Origin of the sequence: Amycolatopsis sp. WAC 01416 (assembly GCF_003947485.1) — a bacterium.
Classification (GTDB): domain Bacteria; phylum Actinomycetota; class Actinomycetes; order Mycobacteriales; family Pseudonocardiaceae; genus Amycolatopsis.
Window position 1 is genome coordinate 359,540 of sequence record NZ_QHHX01000002.1, and the last position, 16,110, is coordinate 375,649.

Genomic DNA, 16,110 nt, shown 5'->3' on the forward strand with positions numbered 1-16,110 from the left:
CGAATTGCGGGTGGGTGAACAACCCCGCGCCGGTCACGTGCGTCTATCCCCAAGAGCGGGGCGGGTGACTTCCGTCGCCGCGGGTAACGTCGGAGAGGTTCCCAGCGCTGAGCGGGTAGGGGCTCGCGGGGAGCTAACGGGAGGTACACGTGATCGAACGGCGCACGGTGTTCAAGGCCGCGCTCGCCGCGGGGGCGGCCATGCTGGCCGCGGCCTGCTCCAGCGAAGAAGGCGGCAACGCCAAGCCGGAAGGCAGCGGTGGCGAAGAACAGAACGCCGCCCCGGTCGCCAAGATCACCGCCGAACCCGCCGCCGACGCCAAGGACGCCTCCGTGGTGACCCCGGTCGTGGTGAAGGTCGCCGACGGCAAGCTCACCGAGGTCAAGGTCAGCGGGGATGGCGGCAAGGACGTCAAGGGCGAACTTTCCCCCGACGGGCTCACCTGGACCAGCTCCGAAGTCCTCGGCTACGGCAAGACGTACACGTACGCCGCGAAGGCCACCGGCAGCGACAACAAGCCCGCCGAGTTCAAGGGCTCCTTCACCACGGTCAAGCCCGCCAAGGAGATTCGCGCCACGCTGAACCCGACCGACGACGCCGAAGTCGGCGTCGCGATGCCGATCAGCGTGAAGTTCGCGTCCCCGGTCAAGGACAAGGCGGCCGCCGAAAAGGCGCTCAAGGTGAAGACCGACAAGGACGTCGAGGGCTCCTGGGGCTGGCTTTCGGACACGCAGGTCGACTGGCGGCCCAAGGAGTACTGGCCCGCCAACATCAAGGTCAGCGTCGAGGCGAAGCTCTACGGCGTCGCGCTCGGCGGCGGCGCGTACGGCAAGGCCGACGTGACCACCGACTTCAAGATCGGCCGCAACCAGGTCGTCAAGATCAACACCCCGGACCACGTGATGAAGGTCTACCGGGGCGGGTCCGAATCGGCGAGTTACCCGTGTTCGAACGGGCTCGACTCCGACGTCCAGCGCAACACCCCCAACGGCACGTTCATCGTGATGACGAAGGAGCCGACCGCGCGGTTCGACAACGCGCGCTACGGCTACACCAACGTCAACAAGAAGTGGGCTTGCCGGATCTCGAACAACGGCGAGTACATCCACGAGAACCAGGACAACGCGGCGAACATCGGCAAGGCCAACACCTCGCACGGCTGCGTGAACCTGCTCGACTCGGACGCGAAGAAGTACTTCGACACGGCGATGATCGGCGACCCGGTGGAGATCACCGGGTCGAAACTGGGCAGTCCGACCAAATCGGACGTCAAGAACTGGTTCTACGACTGGAAGTCGTGGAAGGCCTTGTCCGCCGTCAAGTAGGTGGACGAGGGCAGCGGTGGCGAGTGGGGCGCGTTGGTCGTGAGTGGCGATTCGGGTTCTAACCCGAATCGCCACTCACGACCACCCCGGCCGACCTCCTAAAGTGCGGGCATGAAGACCGAGGTAGTCGGCTACGGCGGAACCCGCATCGGCTTGTGGGTCGAAGGCGCCGAGAACACCCGTCCGATCGTGTTCGTGCACGGCTGGGCCCAGTCCGCCAAGGCATGGGCGCCGCAGATGGCGGACCCCGCCCTCAGCGAGCGGTTCCGCCTGGTCGCGATGGATCTGCGCGGTCACGGTGACTCCGAAGTGCCCTCCGCCGGTTACGACGATCCGCGCGTCTGGGCGGAGGATCTCGCCTCCGTCCTCGACTTCGCCGGTGACGACGCGATCGTCGTCGGCTGGTCCTATGGCGGGCTCGTGATCACCGACTACCTCCGCGTGCACGGCTCGTCGCGGCTCGGTGGCGTCGTTTTTGTGGGCGCTATCACAGAAATCGGCAAGAACCGGCCCGGCGGCAAGGTCGGCCCCGCGATGCGCGAGGCCATCCCGGCGGTGCTTTCGGACGATCCGTCGGTCGCGATTCCCGCGTTGGTGCAGTTCAGCGGGCGGATGACCGCCTCCCCGGTATCCGGCACGCTCACCCAGTCGCTGCTCGGCGCCTGCCTTTCCACTCCGCCCGCGGTGCGCTCCGCGCTGTTCCGGCGTGACGTCGGGAGCGAGGACGTACTTCGCGATCTGGACAAACCGGCACTTATCATCCATGGTCTCGCGGACGCTGTGATCGATCCGACGTCGGCGGAATACACGGCCGGGAAGATTCAGGGGGCCGTCGTGCGTTGGCTACCTGAGGTGGGGCATCTGCCGTTCGCCGAAGCGGTGGACGAGTTCGGTGAACTGCTGCGCGGGTTCGCCGATCAGTAGGACTTCGGGAGTGTTGACCAGGTGACGATCCCTCTGCACGGGTTCGATGCCGCGCCAAGGCGCGTCGCGGTGCTGTCTTTGCACACCTCTCCGCTGGAGCAGCCGGGTACCGGCGACGCCGGGGGGATGAACGTCTACGTGAGTCAGACGGCCATCGAGATGGCCCGCCGCGGCGTCGAGGTCGAGGTGTTCACGCGCGCGACGTCCTCGGATCAGCCGCCGGTCGCCGAACTGGCGCCCGGCGTGCTGGTGCGGCACATCCCGGCCGGGCCGTTCGAGCCGCTGGGCCGCGACGAGCTGCCCGCGCAGCTGTGCGCGTTCACCGCCGGGGTGCTGCGGGCCGAGGCGTTCCACGAGCCGGGCTACTACGACCTCATCCACTCGCATTACTGGCTTTCCGGTCAGGCCGGCTGGCTCGCCCGCGACCGCTGGGGCGTGCCGCTGGTGCACACCGCGCATACGCTGGCCAAGGTCAAGAACGCCGCACTGGCCGAGGGGGACACCCCCGAGCCGCGCACCCGCGTGATCGGCGAGGAGCAGGTCGTCGAGGAGGCGGACTGCCTGGTCGCGAACACCCGCGTCGAGGCGCGCGAGCTGATCGAGCTGTACGACGCGGACCCGCATTCCGTGCACGCCATCCCGCCCGGCGTCGACCTCGACCGGTTCACCCCCGGTTCCCGTCCGGCCGCGCGCCGGGCGCTGGGGCTGCCGCAGGACGCGATCGTCCTGGCCTTCGCCGGCCGGATCCAGCCCCTGAAGGCGCCGGACGTCCTGCTGCTCGCGGCGGCCGAAATGCTGCGCGAGCGGCCGGAGCTGGCGTCGCGGCTGGTGGTGCTGATCGTCGGCGGCCCGTCCGGGACCGGGCTGGAGCAGCCGCAGGCCCTGCGCGAGCTGGCCGCCTCCCTCGGGATCGAGGAGCAGACCCGGTTCATGCCGCCGCAGCCCGGCCGGTCGCTGGTCAACGTCTACCGCGCGGCCGACATCGTCGCCGTGCCGAGCTACAACGAGTCGTTCGGGCTGGTCGCGCTCGAGGCGCAGGCCTGCGGGACGCCGGTGATCGCGGCCGAGGTCGGCGGGCTGCCGGTCGCCGTGCCGCACGGGGTTTCCGGGTTGCTCGTGCCGTCGCACGATCCGAAGGACTGGGCGCGTGCGCTCGCGAACGTCGCGCTGCGGCCCGGCTGGCGTGCCGAACTCTCGGCCAACGCCGTCGTCCACGCGCGGCGTTTCTCCTGGCGCCGTACGACGGACCGGCTGCTGGACACGTACGCTCAGGCGACCGGCGCGTTCCGGCGTGCCCTCGAACAGCGCGCGGAGGTGGCGGTTTGACGCTCGACGAGACCTTGCGGTCCTCTTTGGACAACGCGGGCCTGGAATACGACAGGCGCGGCGAGGGAAAGTACTTCGTCACGTTGCCCGGCACCAAGAAACTGCAGACCAACTGCTGGCTGGTCGCCGGGGACCACGCCTTCGCCGTCGAAGCGTTCGTTTGCCGCCGCCCCGATGAGTCCCATGAGGACGTTTACCGTTTTCTGTTGCGCCGCAACGCGAAACTGTACGGCGTGCACTACACGGTGGACGCGATGGGCGACATCTACCTGGTCGGCCGATTCGGACTGGACACGGTCACCGAGTCCGAACTGGACAAGATCCTCGGGCAGGTGCTGGAGGCCGCCGACGGCGACTTCAACACCTTGCTGGAACTCGGCTTCGCCGAATCGATCAAACGCGAATGGGATTGGCGGGTTTCCCGCGGCGAGTCCCTGGCGAACCTGCAGGCGTTCAAACATCTCGTCGAGCCCGCGAACGGGCACGAACCCGGAGCCTTGACCGACTCGTGACCCGAACGGTGCAACGGGCCTGAGCCCGGCTCCGTCTCTTTCCTCAGCACTGGAGGGAGAAGGACGGATGCGCAAGCGATTGAGATGGGTGGCCGCGGCAGGCATCGTGCTGGCGCTCGCGGGCTGCTCGGCGAACGATTCCGGCAGCAGCGAGTCCGCCGCGATGCCGATGTCGGCCGACACCAAGCAGGCGGCGCCGAATCAAGGGGCGCCGGGCAAAGGCAACACGGAAAGTACCGACAGCGCCGGCAAGGCGGGGTCGGGCAAGAACCCTGCGCCGGTGGGGCAGCCGGGGATCACCGACCGCAAACTGGTGCGCACGGCGAGCCTGGAGCTCACCGCGCCGAACGTCGCCGACGTGATCTCACAGGTCCGCGTCATCACGCAGGGCGCCGCCGGCTACACCGGGCAGGAGAGCACGCAGGAGAAGCGGGCGACGGTCAACGTCGTCGTGCCCTCCGAACGCCTCGACGGCGTGCTGGACCAGCTGGGGAAGCTGGGCAAGCAGGTGAGGCGCGAGGTCACCGCGACGGACGTGACCGAGCAGATGGTCGACATCGAATCGCGGCTGGCCACCCAGCGGGCGAGCGTCGAACGCGTCCGCGCGCTGCTCGCGAGGGCGACGTCGGTTTCGGAGATCGCTTCGGTGGAGAGCGAACTGACGAGCCGCGAGGCCGAACTCGAGTCGCTCCAGAAGCGGCGTGAGAGCCTGGCCGGAAGTGTCGCCATGTCGACGATCTCGCTGCAGGTGAAGGCGGAGACCGTCGTGGCGGAGGAGGAGTCGCGTAGCGGGTTCTTCGGTGGCCTGACGAACGGCTGGGACGCGTTCCTGACCTTCGGTGGCGGCCTGCTGACCGTGCTCGGTGCGATGGCCCCGTTCGTGCTGGTCTTCGGTGTCCCCGCGGCCGCACTGGTGTGGTGGCTGCGCAAGCGGCGTCGTCCGGCGGAGCCCGCGATGGCGACCGCTTCGGATCTGCCGTCCGCGCCCCCGCTGGACTGAAGCCCCCACTTTGGCCGGGATTCCCCGGAAAGTGAACAGGCGGGACGGCTCGAGGGAGGGGGGAGTCGCGATCTCGAGCCGCCCCGCTGAAGTTCCCGCCAAGGTGGACCCGGTGACGAGGGGGATGCCAACGGGGCCGGCGGGCGCCGCGACTCGGCAGGGGGGAGACGAGTCGCGGTCGTCACCCACGTCGAGCCGGGGAGTGCGTGGAATCCGGCCGCGCGGGACTTAGTCAACCTGTCAGATCTCCACCTGTAATCACAAGACTACCGGTTAGGCCGTTCGAGTGAACTTCGAAAACGGGGATAACGGAGTGCAGCCTGTTTGTCGGAGATCGGGACTTGTTGGCACCCCGTCTTCTGGACGGGTGAAGGTGTTACTCGCGGGTAACGCACTCTCCGTAGAAGAAGGGGCAATCCCGGCCCTCTGACCGGCGCATCCGCTCACTCTGGCAGGGTGGGGCGCATGGCTGAGCTTGGGACTCTGGTGCTGCTGCGTCACGGGCAGAGCACGTGGAACGCCGAAAACCTGTTCACCGGTTGGGTGGACGTGCCGCTGTCGGAACAGGGCGAGCAGGAGGCGCGCAAGGGCGGGCAGCTGCTCGCGGAGTCCGGTCTGCTGCCGGACGTCCTGCACACCTCTCTGATGCGCCGGGCGATCTCGACCGCCAACCTGGCGCTCGACGCCGCCGACCGGCACTGGATCCCGGTGAAGCGCGACTGGCGCCTCAACGAGCGGCACTACGGCGCGCTCCAGGGCAAGAACAAGAAGCAGACCCTGGACGAGTTCGGCGAGGAGCAGTTCATGCTCTGGCGCCGCTCCTACGACACCCCGCCGCCCCCGATCGACCCGGCCGACGAGTTCAGCCAGGTCGGCGACGCGCGCTACGCCGACCTCGGCGACACCGCCCCGCTGACCGAGTGCCTCAAGGACGTCGTCGCGCGGCTGCTGCCGTACTGGGAGTCCGCGATCGTGCCGGATCTGCGTGCCGGCAAGACCGTGCTGGTCGCCGCGCACGGCAACTCGCTGCGGGCGCTGGTGAAGCACCTCGACGGCATCTCCGACGACGCGATCGCCGGGCTCAACATCCCGACCGGCATCCCGCTGCGCTACGACCTGACGGACGACCTCAAGCCGGTCACCGCCGGCGGGACGTACCTGGACCCGGAGGCCGCGAAGGAAGCCGCGGCCGCCGTGGCGAACCAGGGCCGCTGACCGCACGCAATTCGGCACCTGGTTGCGATAGTTCGAAGTACGAACCATCGCAACCAGGTGCCGAATTGCGTCAGGGGAGGCTGGCGACCAGTTCGATCCCGGCCGCCTTCCAGCCTTCGGGCAGCCGCTGGAGACGCAGGACGACCGGCAGGTGCTTCTTCGTCGACTGCCCGGCCGCGTCGGTGACGTCGGACGTCGCGTGGAGCAGCACGCTCGCCTTGTCCTCCACGACCTCCATGACCGCGGCCGCCGGATTCGGCGCCAGCGACGACTTCGCGCCCGCGGCCCGGATCTTGCCCACCCCCGTCGCCTTGTCCTGCCGGAACTGGGTCAGCAACTGCCCGGTCGACACGGACTCGTAGCGGGCGTACGTGCCTTCGGGATCGGCCGGATCAACGCTCAACAGGGCTTGTGCGGCACGCAGAGCGCCGTCGCGCGCGGAATCCCGGACCCGCGCGAGCACCCGGTCACCCGCGCCGGGTTTCTCCACCGCGGGCGGCGACCCGGCCGGGTTCACCTTGATCTCGCCGATCCGCCAGCGGTCGCCTTCGCGCACGGTCGCGAGCAGTACCGACGCGATGCCCTTGCTGGTGGCCCCCGCCCGGGTGCTGCTTTGGTCGAGCACGGTCAGCACCTGCGCCTTGTCCGGCGCCTGCTCGACCGCGGCCGAGACGATCACCCTGGTCACCAGCTTGATCGGCTCCGCGGACTTCCGGACCTCGGCGAACAGTTTCGCCATTTCGTCGCGTGCGCCCGGCGTCAGGTTCTCGGCGATCGCCTTCTCGTAGGCGGGCACGGCCGTGCTGTCGTAGGAGAACACCGCTTCGGTCGCCGTCTTGACCGCTGTCAGCACCGACGCCGTCCGCGCCGGATCGACCAGCGCGAGGTTCGACGGCGGGGTTTCCGGTTCGGGCCGGGCGGCGCCGGAGACCGTGGTCGTGCAGCCCGCGAGCGCGAGCAGTACGGCGAGGCCCGCCCAGCGCCTCACAGGAGGCCGAGCTCCCGCGCCCGCGCGTCGACCTGGAGCCGCGAGGTCACGCCGAGCGCGACCAGCAGTTCCGAGACGCGCCGCTGATAGGTGCGCACGCCCATGCCGAGGCTCTTCGCGGCCTTGTCGTCCTTGCAGCCGGTGGTCAGGAACTCGAGGATCTGCGGTGCCTCCATCCGGATGTCGGCGAACCGCGCGTCGAACGTCTCCAGGGTCGCGGCCGCCTGCCAGGCGGTTTCGAACAGCGACAGGATGCCCTGCACCAGCTCCGGACGCGAGATGACGCTGTACGAGCGCACCGCCTTGCCCTCGTCGCCTGCCATGATCGCGACGCGCTCGTCGAGCAGGATCGTCTCGTTGATCTCCTCGGTACCGATCCGGATCTGCGCGCCGAGGCCGGACAGATGGTGCAGATGCCGCGCGGTCTGCTCGTTCAGCAGGACGCCGGGCCGGTACAGCTTGCGGATCCGCTTGTCGCGCACCAGCCGTTCGCCCTGCCGCGTGAGCGACGGCCGGGAAAGTGCCCAGGTGTAGAGGTCATCGGCCGCGCACGCGATGTCGGTCGCCGCGACGAACAGATGAGCCGTCCGGTCGAACAGCTCTTCTTCTCCGCGAATCAGGGAGATGTCACTGACGAGTTCCACGGCGACAGTCTTCCAACATTCCCCGGCGACCGTGACGGGAACGTCGCTATTCGCCGGTGAGTGGGCAGCACACGGTCCGGATAGTCACGACGAAAGTCGGGATCCGGGCACGAACCGGCATCGATGTCCCCGTTTCGGGTGACTCGCCTCACCCAGGAGGTCTCGGCGAGGGGTCGGTCACGTGAACGGGGTCTGACCTGCAGGCGAACAGGGTGTCCCCAGGTGTCATAGGCATCACGAGTACGCGGCCGGGACTAGGCCAAAAGACTACCCACGCGCTTACGATTCCCCTGTGACCACGCCTGTTGCACTCGCCCTGGCCGTCGGCGGACTGATCGTCGGTGTGGTTTTCGGTTTCCTGATCGCGAGGAGCCGCACCCGCCGCGAGGAACGACGACCGGCCGGGCCCACCGTGGCCGAGCTGCTCGAACGCCTCGTGCGGTCCAGCAACAACGGCGTCGTCGTGCTCAACAAGTTCGGTGACATGGTCCTGCACAACCCGCGTGCCTACGAGCTGGGACTGGTGAAGGTCAACCAGGCCGATCCGCGGGCCCGCAAGGCCGCCGAGCAGGTGGTCGAGACCGACGAGCCGATGGAGATCGACCTCTCCCCGCTGGAGGCGAGGGGCCGTCAGCCCGAGGCCGTCCTCGGCGAGGTCCGCCCGCTCGGCGACGGGTTCACCGTGGTCGAGGCCGTCGATCACTCCGAGGCGACCCGCCTCGAAGCCGTCCGGCGAGACTTCGTCGCGAACGTCAGCCATGAACTGAAGACGCCGGTGGGCGCGATCGCGCTGCTCACCGAGGCCATCCTCGACGCCGCGGAAGACACCGAGGAGGTCCGCCGCTTCGGCGGCAAGATCCTCCGCGAATCGACGCGGCTCGGCCAGCTCGTCACCGAGCTGATCGCGCTGTCACGGCTGCAGGGTGCCGAGCGGCTGCCCGATCTGAACGTGGTCGAGGTCGACGCCGTGGTCCGCGAGGCACTCGGCCGGACGACGCTCTCGGCGGAATCCGCCGAGATCACCATCACCACCGACGCGGCCAGCGGGCTGCTCATCGAGGGCGACCGGACGCTGATGGTGACCGCGCTGTCGAACCTGCTGGAGAACGCCGTCGCGTACTCGCAGCCGGGCAGCCCGGTGTCGATCAGCAGGCGGCTCGTCGACGGGAAGGTCGAGATCGCGGTCACCGACCGCGGCATCGGCATCGCCGAGGACGAGCAACAGCGTGTCTTCGAGCGGTTCTACCGCGCGGACAAGGCGAGGTCACGGGCGACCGGCGGCACCGGGCTCGGCCTGGCGATCGTCAAGCACGTGGCCGCCAACCACGGCGGTTCGGTCGGACTCTGGAGCCGTCCCGGCACCGGATCGACCTTCACCCTGCGGATCCCCGCGCACATCCCCGCCGAACCGGCCGCGGCCGTGAAACAGGCTCCGCCGGCATCCCGGCCGGAGAAGACCCCCGAGCGGACACCCCGTCTCGTGGCAACAGGGCAAGAAAGCCCCGACCATGGAGGAAACCTGTGACGAGGGTTCTCATCGTCGAGGACGAAGAGTCGTTCGCCGATCCGCTCGCGTTCTTGCTCCGCAAAGAGGGCTTCACCGCCGCCGTCGCCGTGACGGGGCAGCAGGCGCTCGAGGAGTTCGACCGGAACGGCGCCGACATCGTCCTACTCGATCTCATGCTCCCAGGCATGAGCGGCACCGACGTCTGCAAGCAGCTCAGGCAGCGTTCCGCGGTGCCGGTGATCATGGTGACCGCACGCGACAGCGAGATCGACAAGGTCGTCGGGCTGGAACTCGGCGCCGACGACTACGTCACCAAGCCGTACTCGGCCCGTGAGCTCATCGCGCGGGTCCGCGCGGTGCTGCGACGCGGCGGCGAGCCGGGCTCCGAAGGCGACCTGGCACCGCTCGTACTGGCCGCCGGGCCGGTGCGCATGGACGTCGAACGGCACGTCGTCACCGTCGACGGCGAGGAGGTCTCCTTGCCGCTGAAGGAGTTCGACCTGCTCGAATACCTGCTGCGCAACGTCGGCCGCGTGCTCACCCGCGGGCAGCTGATCGACCGGGTGTGGGGTGCGGACTACGTCGGCGACACCAAGACGCTCGACGTCCACGTGAAGCGGCTGCGGTCGAAGATCGAGCCGGACCCGGGGTCGCCCCGGCACCTGGTCACCGTCCGCGGCCTTGGCTACAAGTTCGAGACGTGATCCATAGCGCGTGAAGGCCCCCTTCCCTCGGCTCAGCCGAGGGAAGGGGGCCTTCACGCGGAGCCCGTGCGATACAGATCACGGTTACGGTTTCGTGACCTGACGTGGGGGCGGGTACCGTAGACGCTCGTGCGCCTAGGGGTACTCGACGTCGGTTCCAACACCGTCCACCTACTCGTGGTCGACGCCCACCGTGGCGCCCACCCGACCCCGATGCATTCCGAAAAGGCCGTCCTCCGGCTCGCCGAGCAGATCACCCGCAACGGCGACCTGAGCCGCGCGGGTGCGGACAGCCTCGTTCGGGCGGTCGAATCGGCGAAGGCGGCCGCGGCCCGGCTCGGCTGCGAAGAGGTCATGGCGTTCGCGACCTCCGCGGTCCGCGAAGCCAAGAACGCCCCGAAGGTGCTGGCGAAGGTCCAGGAACAGACCGGCGTCGAGCTGAAGGTGCTCTCCGGGATCGACGAATCCCGCCTCACCTTCCTCGCCGTCCGCCGCTGGTTCGGCTGGTCGGCGGGAAAACTGCTCGTGCTCGACATCGGCGGCGGCTCGCTGGAGATCGCGATGGGCCGCGACGAGGAGCCGGATCTGGCCGAATCGCTGCCACTCGGTGCCGGCCGGACCACCCGGACGCGGTTCCAGCACGACCCGCCGACCCGCTCGGAGCTCATCGCGACTTCGGCGTGGCTCGAAGAACAACTCACCCCGCTCGCGAAGAAGGTCGCCAAATTGGGTGAACCCGATCGTGTCGTGGCGACGTCCAAGACGTTCCGGTCGCTCGCCAGGCTGACCGGAGCGGCGCCGTCGGCGGGCGGGCCGCATGTGCGCCGTACCCTGACCGACACCGCGTTGCGCCAGCTCATCGCGTTCATCTCCCGGATGACCGCCCATGACCTGGCACAACTCGAGGGCGTCAGCGCGGGCAGGTCGCATCAGCTGGTGGCCGGAGCGCTCGTCGCGCAAGCCACCATGCGGGCGCTTTCCCTGGAAGAACTGGAGATCTGTCCGTGGGCGCTGCGAGAAGGTGTCATCCTTCGACGGCTGGACCATTCGAACGGTGCGGACGAGACTGTGGGCGGCAGCGCCCGACTGGACTTAGTCGACGGAGAACGGGCACGGTGAAGAGGTGACGGAAATGCGGATGACGGTGGATAGCGCGCGCGACGCCGCCGATGCTCCGTCGCGTGCCGGTTCACAACGGCCGGAGCGCGCATTGGACAGCACGGTATGACGGACGAGACAGAGAGCGGCCGGCCACAGAAGACCGTGGCGGAGCTGCTCGCGCAGCATGGAGCCCAGCCGGAAGGCGGGCGCCGCAGGCGACGCCGCGCGGCCGACGACGAGGACGAGGCTCCCGAGCCCACTCGCGGCAGGCGCACGCCGTCGGTGAGCGACACCGCGCCGCAGGCGATCATCGACAGGGTGTCCGGCGACACCCCGCCGCCGCCCAACCGTCCACCGCGCCGCTCGCGCCCACAGGATTCGGGACCACGTCCGCTCCCGCAGCCGCAGCAGGATTCGGGTGCGCGGCCGCTTCCGCAGCCGCAGCAGGACTCCGCGCCGCTGCCGGTGCCGCCGGACGTCGCGTCCACCCCGACCCGGCAGACGCCGCCGGTGCGCCCGCCGCAGGAGCAGAGCGGCTATCAGCAGCGCCCGCCGCAGCAATCCGGTCAGTTCGGGCGGCCGACCCCGCCGCAGGAACAGAGCGGCTACCAGCAGCGCCCGCCGCAGCAATCCGGTCAGTTCGGGCGGCCGGCTCCGCCGCAGGAGCAGTCCGGCTATCAGCGTCCGCCGGACTCCGAGGGCCTGCCCCCGCGTGGCCGTCCGCGTCCGGAGGAGACCCGCGGCGCGGTGCCGCCGGTGCACCGGCGCCCCGAGCCGCCCGCCGGACCCCCGTCCTCAGGGCTGTCGGCGAGACTCGACGGCGGCCTCGATGCCCCGTCCGAAGACGTGCAGGACCAGCCGGGTCCGATGGCCAGCGGTGGCTTCGCGACGCCGCCCGCCCAGCCGGCGCGCCGCCGTCGTCCGCCGGTCCGTCCCGCCCAGCCCAAGGCCGAGCCGAGCACCGAGCAGTTCGCCGCGGTCGGCGACGAACCCGCGCCCGACCCCGAGGCGTCCGCGCCCGTCAAGCCGCCGTCGCCGCCCGCCGGGCTCGCCGGATGGCGTAAACGCAGGCAGAAGGTGCAGTCCGAGGACACCGAGATCGGCGGGATCCCGCCGGTGCCGCCCCCGGTCGCGCCCGTCGAACCGGACACCGACCCCGAACCGGATCCGTTCGACGCGGGCCCGCCCACCATGGCTTCTACCCACCAGTCCCACCCGGCGCCGATGCCGTTCGTGCCACCGCATTCGCTCGACGACCGCGCGCGGCAGGACGACCTCGACGACTACGAGCGCGAGTTCGCCGACCCGGCGTACCCGGACGGCGGCCCGGACTTCGGACGCGACGATTACGGCTACCGCGCCGACGAGTACGAGGACGACTACGAAGACGACCGGGCCGAGGATGTCGTCGAGAACGACGAGCCCGCGGCGCCCGCCGAGAAGGTCTCGCCGGGGAAGCAGTGGCTGGCGTTGGCCGGCCAGCTCGCCCTCGGCGTGGTCGGCGGCGCCGGTGTCTGGCTGGGCTTCAACTGGCTGTGGGTCAACATCCCCGCCGCCGCGCTGGTCGCCGCGCTGCTGGTGATCGTCGCGCTGGTGTGGATCGTCCGGAAGATCCGCAAGGCCGAAGATCTCCAGACCCTGGTGCTCGCGGTGCTGGTCGGGCTGGTGGTGACGGTCTCACCGGCCGCACTCCTCTTGGTCGCGCGCTAGCGGCCTCGGGAAGAATGCCGGAATGGCTCAGCAGGTTCCGGTAGGCCTTTCGACGGCGTCCGTCTGGCCGTTGCGGGCGGGCACGGCCTTCGAACTGGCCGCCGACCTCGGCTACGACGGCGTCGAGGTGATGGTCTGGGCCGACCCGGTCAGCCAGGACATCTCCGCGTTGCGCCGGTGGTCGCGCCGCACCGGGGTGCCGGTGCTGTCGATCCACTCGCCGTCGCTGCTGATCACCCAGCGCGTGTGGTCGCCGGATCCCGAGGTGCGCCTGCGGATGTCCGTGGACGCGGCACAGGAACTGGGCGCGCGCACGGTCGTGGTTCATCCGCCGTTCCGGTGGCAGCGCCGCTACGGCGACGCGTTCGGCGACCTCGTCGACGAGCTCGAAGACGCCAGCGGGATCGAGATCGCGGTCGAGAACATGTTCAAGGTCCGCCCGCCCGGCGGCTCGCGGACGTCCCGTGTCTCGGCCTTCCGGCCTTCGATCGACCCTACGGACGTAGGGTTTCGCCACTACACGCTCGATCTGTCCCATACAGCGGCAGCCGGGATGGACGCTCTCGCACTCGCCGATCGAATGGGTTCCGGGCTCGCGCACGTCCATCTGGCGGACGGCACGGGACTCCCGAAGGACGAACACCTGGTGCCCGGACGCGGGATCGAACCCTGCGCCGAACTCCTCGAAAAGCTCGTGAACAGCGATTTCTCCGGACAGATCGTGCTGGAGATCAACACCCGCCGGTCGCCGAGCGCGGCGCGGCGCTCACGAGACCTCGCGGAGTCACTCTTGTTCGCGAGGCTGCACCTCGGCCAGTGACAAAGATCGTCTCCAGGTGCGGAGAATCATTCCTCCCTGCGCCCGAGGCGCTGGTACACGTAAAGTTCCGACCGTGAACCAGCTGCGCTTGTTGATCTCCCGCACCCCGATGGATCGGCTCGTGGCCTGGGTCAGTGCTCGGTGAGCGCGGCCGACGATACGAGCACCTCCTTCGACGCTGCCTGCGCGACGAGATCACTGGGTGACGGTACTTTCACGGCGGTACTCCGTACCGAATGGTCGATCGGCGGACATCCGCACGGCGGCTTCCTGATGGCCCTGATGGCCAGGGCCGCTCTCACGTTCCTTCACGAACGCGGCGAGCCGCCGTCCGAGCCGCTGGCGATCAGCGCGGAGTTCCTGCACCCGCCGGCGGTGGGGCCGGTGTTGCTGCGCATGGAGACCCGGAAGGTCGGGCGGCGCGCCTCGGTCGTCGCGGTCCAGCTGGAGCAGCGGGGCCGCAGCTGCGTCGAGGCCAGGGTGACCACCGGGCGCCTGCCGATGCGGCGGCCGGAGTGGACCGACGTCCCGGCCATGCCCGTGGAGCCGCCGCCCGGCGCCGTACCCATGACCGGTGAGACGTCCGAAGGCCTGTTCAACCTCGCGAAGGGCTGCGAGGTCCGGCTCGATCCGGCGAGTGTCGGCTACCTGCACGGCCGGATCGGGGACCCGCCGAAGATCCGGCTGTGGGTCCGGCCGCGGCAAGGGCTCCCGGACCCGTATTTCGCGCTGCTCGCGAGCGACGTGAACCCGCCGGTGGTCTACAACCTCGGCCGGGTCGGCTGGGCGCCGACCGTGCAGCTGACCGCGTTGCTGCGCACCCGGCCGGCGCCGGGCTGGCTGCGGGTGATCGTCGAGAGCCAGTCGGTGCACGAGGCGTGGTTCGACTCGGACGCCCTCGTGGTGGACTCGCAGGGCAGGCTGGTCTGTCAGGCGCGGCAGCTGGCGCTCGCCCCGGCGCCTGGAGCCTGACGGCGGTTTGGCACGCTGAAGCGCATGACTGTGATCGCGGTTCTGGGTGCCGGGAAGATCGGGGAGGCCCTGCTCTCGGGCCTGCTGCACGGCGGGCACAGCCCCGCCGACCTGCTGTTCACCGAACGCTATCCGGCGCGCGCGGCCGAGCTGACCGAACGCTACGGCGTGCACGGCGTCACCGTCGCGGACGCCGCGCGACGGGCCGACGTGCTGGTCGTCGCGGTCAAACCGCAGGACATCGAACCGGTGCTGGACGAGCTCGCGCCGCTGCTCGGCAAGGAGTCGCTGGTGGTCTCGCTGTGCGCGGGCCTGCCGACCGCCCTGTACGAGCGCAGGCTGGCCGAGGGCGTCCCGGTGGTGCGGGTCATGCCGAACACCCCGATGCTCGTCGGAGAGGCGATGAGCGCGGTCTCCGCGGGTGCGCACGCGACCGCCGAGCACATCGCGGTGGTGAAGGACCTGCTCTCGCACGTCGGGCAGGTCGTCGAGGTGCCGGAGTCGCAGCAGGACGCCGTCACGGCGCTGTCCGGATCCGGGCCCGCGTACTTCTTCTACCTGGTCGAGGCCATGATCGACGCCGGGATCCTGCTCGGCCTTCCCCGCGCGCTCGCCGGGCAGCTGATCATCCAGTCGGCGGTCGGGGCGGCGAAGATGCTCGCCGAGTCCGACGAACACCCGGTGCTGCTGCGCGAAGCCGTCACCTCGCCGGCCGGGACGACCATCAACGCCATCCGCGAGCTGGAGAAGCACGGCGTCCGCGCGGCGCTCCTGGCCGCCATCGAGGCCGCGAAGGACCGCTCGACCGAGCTGGGCGCCGCCCACGACCCCCGCGATTAGTCACCTACTTGCGCCGGACGAGGACGCGCCCGAGGAGGTGCCCTCGCAAGTAGGTGACGAATTGCGGTCGTACGGGCCCATCTCGGTGACTCGCGTCGCTTTAGTCACACGTGTCCCGCTACTCTCAGGAGAGCACGTGCGTGTCGATACCACAGGTGGGGAAGCCTCGTGGCGCGACACGTGTCGAAGGACACGGTGAATCATGCCGCCGAACAAGAAGGATGACCTGGCCAAGGTCAACACAGTGGGCCAGGTCCAGTTCCTGACGGTCGCCGAGGTGGCCACGCTGATGCGGGTCTCCAAGATGACCGTCTACCGCCTCGTTCACTCGGGCGAGTTGCCCGCGGTGCGCGTCGGGAAGTCGTTCAGAGTGCCCGAAAAGGCTGTTCACGAATATCTCCAAGGCGCGTACTTCGACGTGGGCTGAGGCCCGCTTCGCGGAGCACAACGTGCCCGCCCGAGGGCGTCTTCCGGGGCGCGAGTACCCTGGAAGACCGCTCGTGCCTGTGCGCTCCACCCGTT

At 69.5% G+C, this 16,110-nt stretch carries 16 protein-coding genes; 14 read left to right on the forward strand and 2 right to left on the reverse strand.

All coding sequences use genetic code 11. The features are described from left to right. The first annotated feature begins 149 nt into the window (after positions 1–149). The 6 genes from DL990_RS06005 to DL990_RS06030 all read left to right on the forward strand — a co-directional run bounded on the left by DL990_RS06005 (position 150) and on the right by DL990_RS06030 (position 6,302). On the forward strand, positions 150–1,325 hold the full coding sequence (locus tag DL990_RS06005; protein WP_125798124.1) for an Ig-like domain-containing protein: 1,176 nt from the start codon (positions 150–152) through the stop codon (positions 1,323–1,325). A gap of 111 nt (positions 1,326–1,436) precedes the next feature. Further along, complete coding sequence (locus DL990_RS06010; protein ID WP_125798125.1) at positions 1,437–2,249, forward strand: alpha/beta fold hydrolase; 813 nt, start codon at positions 1,437–1,439, stop codon at positions 2,247–2,249. A 21-nt stretch (positions 2,250–2,270) separates the two neighbouring features. Beyond that, on the forward strand, positions 2,271–3,575 hold the full coding sequence (gene mshA, locus DL990_RS06015) for a D-inositol-3-phosphate glycosyltransferase (protein WP_199746232.1): 1,305 nt from the start codon (positions 2,271–2,273) through the stop codon (positions 3,573–3,575). After that, positions 3,572–4,087 (forward strand): YbjN domain-containing protein, encoded by a 516-nt coding sequence (locus DL990_RS06020; protein ID WP_125788659.1) that lies wholly within the window; start codon positions 3,572–3,574, stop codon positions 4,085–4,087. Before mshA ends, DL990_RS06020 begins: the two co-directional genes overlap by 4 nt. A gap of 67 nt (positions 4,088–4,154) precedes the next feature. Further along, on the forward strand, positions 4,155–5,087 hold the full coding sequence (locus DL990_RS06025) for a DUF4349 domain-containing protein (RefSeq protein ID WP_125788660.1): 933 nt from the start codon (positions 4,155–4,157) through the stop codon (positions 5,085–5,087). Between the two features lie 465 nt (positions 5,088–5,552). Continuing rightward, positions 5,553–6,302, forward strand: a complete 750-nt coding sequence (locus DL990_RS06030) for a phosphoglyceromutase (RefSeq protein ID WP_125798126.1) — start codon at positions 5,553–5,555, stop codon at positions 6,300–6,302. 70 nt (positions 6,303–6,372) lie between these two features. Here DL990_RS06030 and DL990_RS06035 read toward each other — a convergent pair whose 3' ends face one another. Next, positions 6,373–7,290, reverse strand: a complete 918-nt coding sequence (locus DL990_RS06035; RefSeq protein WP_125788662.1) for a hypothetical protein — start codon at positions 7,288–7,290, stop codon at positions 6,373–6,375. Next, positions 7,287–7,934: a DNA-binding response regulator gene (locus tag DL990_RS06040; protein ID WP_125788663.1), complete on the reverse strand. Its 648-nt coding sequence runs from the start codon at positions 7,932–7,934 to the stop codon at positions 7,287–7,289. Before DL990_RS06040 ends, DL990_RS06035 begins: the two co-directional genes overlap by 4 nt. Before the next feature lie 292 nt (positions 7,935–8,226). Here DL990_RS06040 and DL990_RS06045 point away from each other — a divergent pair, with 292 nt between their 5' ends. From DL990_RS06045 to DL990_RS06080, 8 genes are all read left to right on the forward strand, one after another. After that, positions 8,227–9,459 (forward strand): cell wall metabolism sensor histidine kinase WalK, encoded by a 1,233-nt coding sequence (locus DL990_RS06045; protein ID WP_199746233.1) that lies wholly within the window; start codon positions 8,227–8,229, stop codon positions 9,457–9,459. Then, entirely contained in the window at positions 9,456–10,145 is a 690-nt protein-coding gene (locus DL990_RS06050; RefSeq protein ID WP_125788664.1) for a response regulator transcription factor, read from the forward strand. The genes DL990_RS06045 and DL990_RS06050 overlap by 4 nt, the downstream gene beginning before the upstream one ends. A gap of 129 nt (positions 10,146–10,274) precedes the next feature. Continuing rightward, the gene (locus DL990_RS06055; RefSeq protein WP_125788665.1) at positions 10,275–11,264 is read left to right on the forward strand and encodes a Ppx/GppA phosphatase family protein; all 990 of its coding nucleotides are present in this window, start codon (positions 10,275–10,277) and stop codon (positions 11,262–11,264) included. Between the two features lie 105 nt (positions 11,265–11,369). Further along, positions 11,370–12,956: a hypothetical protein gene (locus tag DL990_RS06060; protein WP_125798127.1), complete on the forward strand. Its 1,587-nt coding sequence runs from the start codon at positions 11,370–11,372 to the stop codon at positions 12,954–12,956. 22 nt (positions 12,957–12,978) lie between these two features. Further along, positions 12,979–13,776: a sugar phosphate isomerase/epimerase gene (locus DL990_RS06065; protein WP_125788667.1), complete on the forward strand. Its 798-nt coding sequence runs from the start codon at positions 12,979–12,981 to the stop codon at positions 13,774–13,776. Positions 13,777–13,917: 141 nt separating this feature from the next. Next, positions 13,918–14,748: a thioesterase family protein gene (locus tag DL990_RS06070; protein WP_125798128.1), complete on the forward strand. Its 831-nt coding sequence runs from the start codon at positions 13,918–13,920 to the stop codon at positions 14,746–14,748. 24 nt (positions 14,749–14,772) lie between these two features. Next, positions 14,773–15,588 carry a pyrroline-5-carboxylate reductase gene (proC, locus tag DL990_RS06075; RefSeq protein ID WP_125788669.1) on the forward strand — a complete coding sequence of 272 codons (816 nt, stop codon included), beginning with the start codon at positions 14,773–14,775 and terminating at the stop codon, positions 15,586–15,588. A gap of 202 nt (positions 15,589–15,790) precedes the next feature. Further along, entirely contained in the window at positions 15,791–16,015 is a 225-nt protein-coding gene (locus DL990_RS06080) for a helix-turn-helix domain-containing protein (protein ID WP_005151704.1), read from the forward strand. Positions 16,016–16,110 lie beyond the last annotated feature (95 nt).

What these genes read in the sequence shown, in the direction of transcription:
- DL990_RS06010 (WP_125798125.1), top strand. Translation starts at nt 1,437, where the DNA reads ATGAAGACCGAGGTAGTCGGCTACGGCGGAACCCGCATCGGCTTGTGG.
- DL990_RS06025 (WP_125788660.1), top strand. Translation starts at nt 4,155, where the DNA reads ATGCGCAAGCGATTGAGATGGGTGGCCGCGGCAGGCATCGTGCTGGCG.
- DL990_RS06030 (WP_125798126.1), top strand. Translation starts at nt 5,553, where the DNA reads ATGGCTGAGCTTGGGACTCTGGTGCTGCTGCGTCACGGGCAGAGCACG.
- DL990_RS06060 (WP_125798127.1), top strand. Translation starts at nt 11,370, where the DNA reads ATGACGGACGAGACAGAGAGCGGCCGGCCACAGAAGACCGTGGCGGAG.
- DL990_RS06065 (WP_125788667.1), top strand. Translation starts at nt 12,979, where the DNA reads ATGGCTCAGCAGGTTCCGGTAGGCCTTTCGACGGCGTCCGTCTGGCCG.
- proC (WP_125788669.1), top strand. Translation starts at nt 14,773, where the DNA reads ATGACTGTGATCGCGGTTCTGGGTGCCGGGAAGATCGGGGAGGCCCTG.
- DL990_RS06080 (WP_005151704.1), top strand. Translation starts at nt 15,791, where the DNA reads ATGCCGCCGAACAAGAAGGATGACCTGGCCAAGGTCAACACAGTGGGC.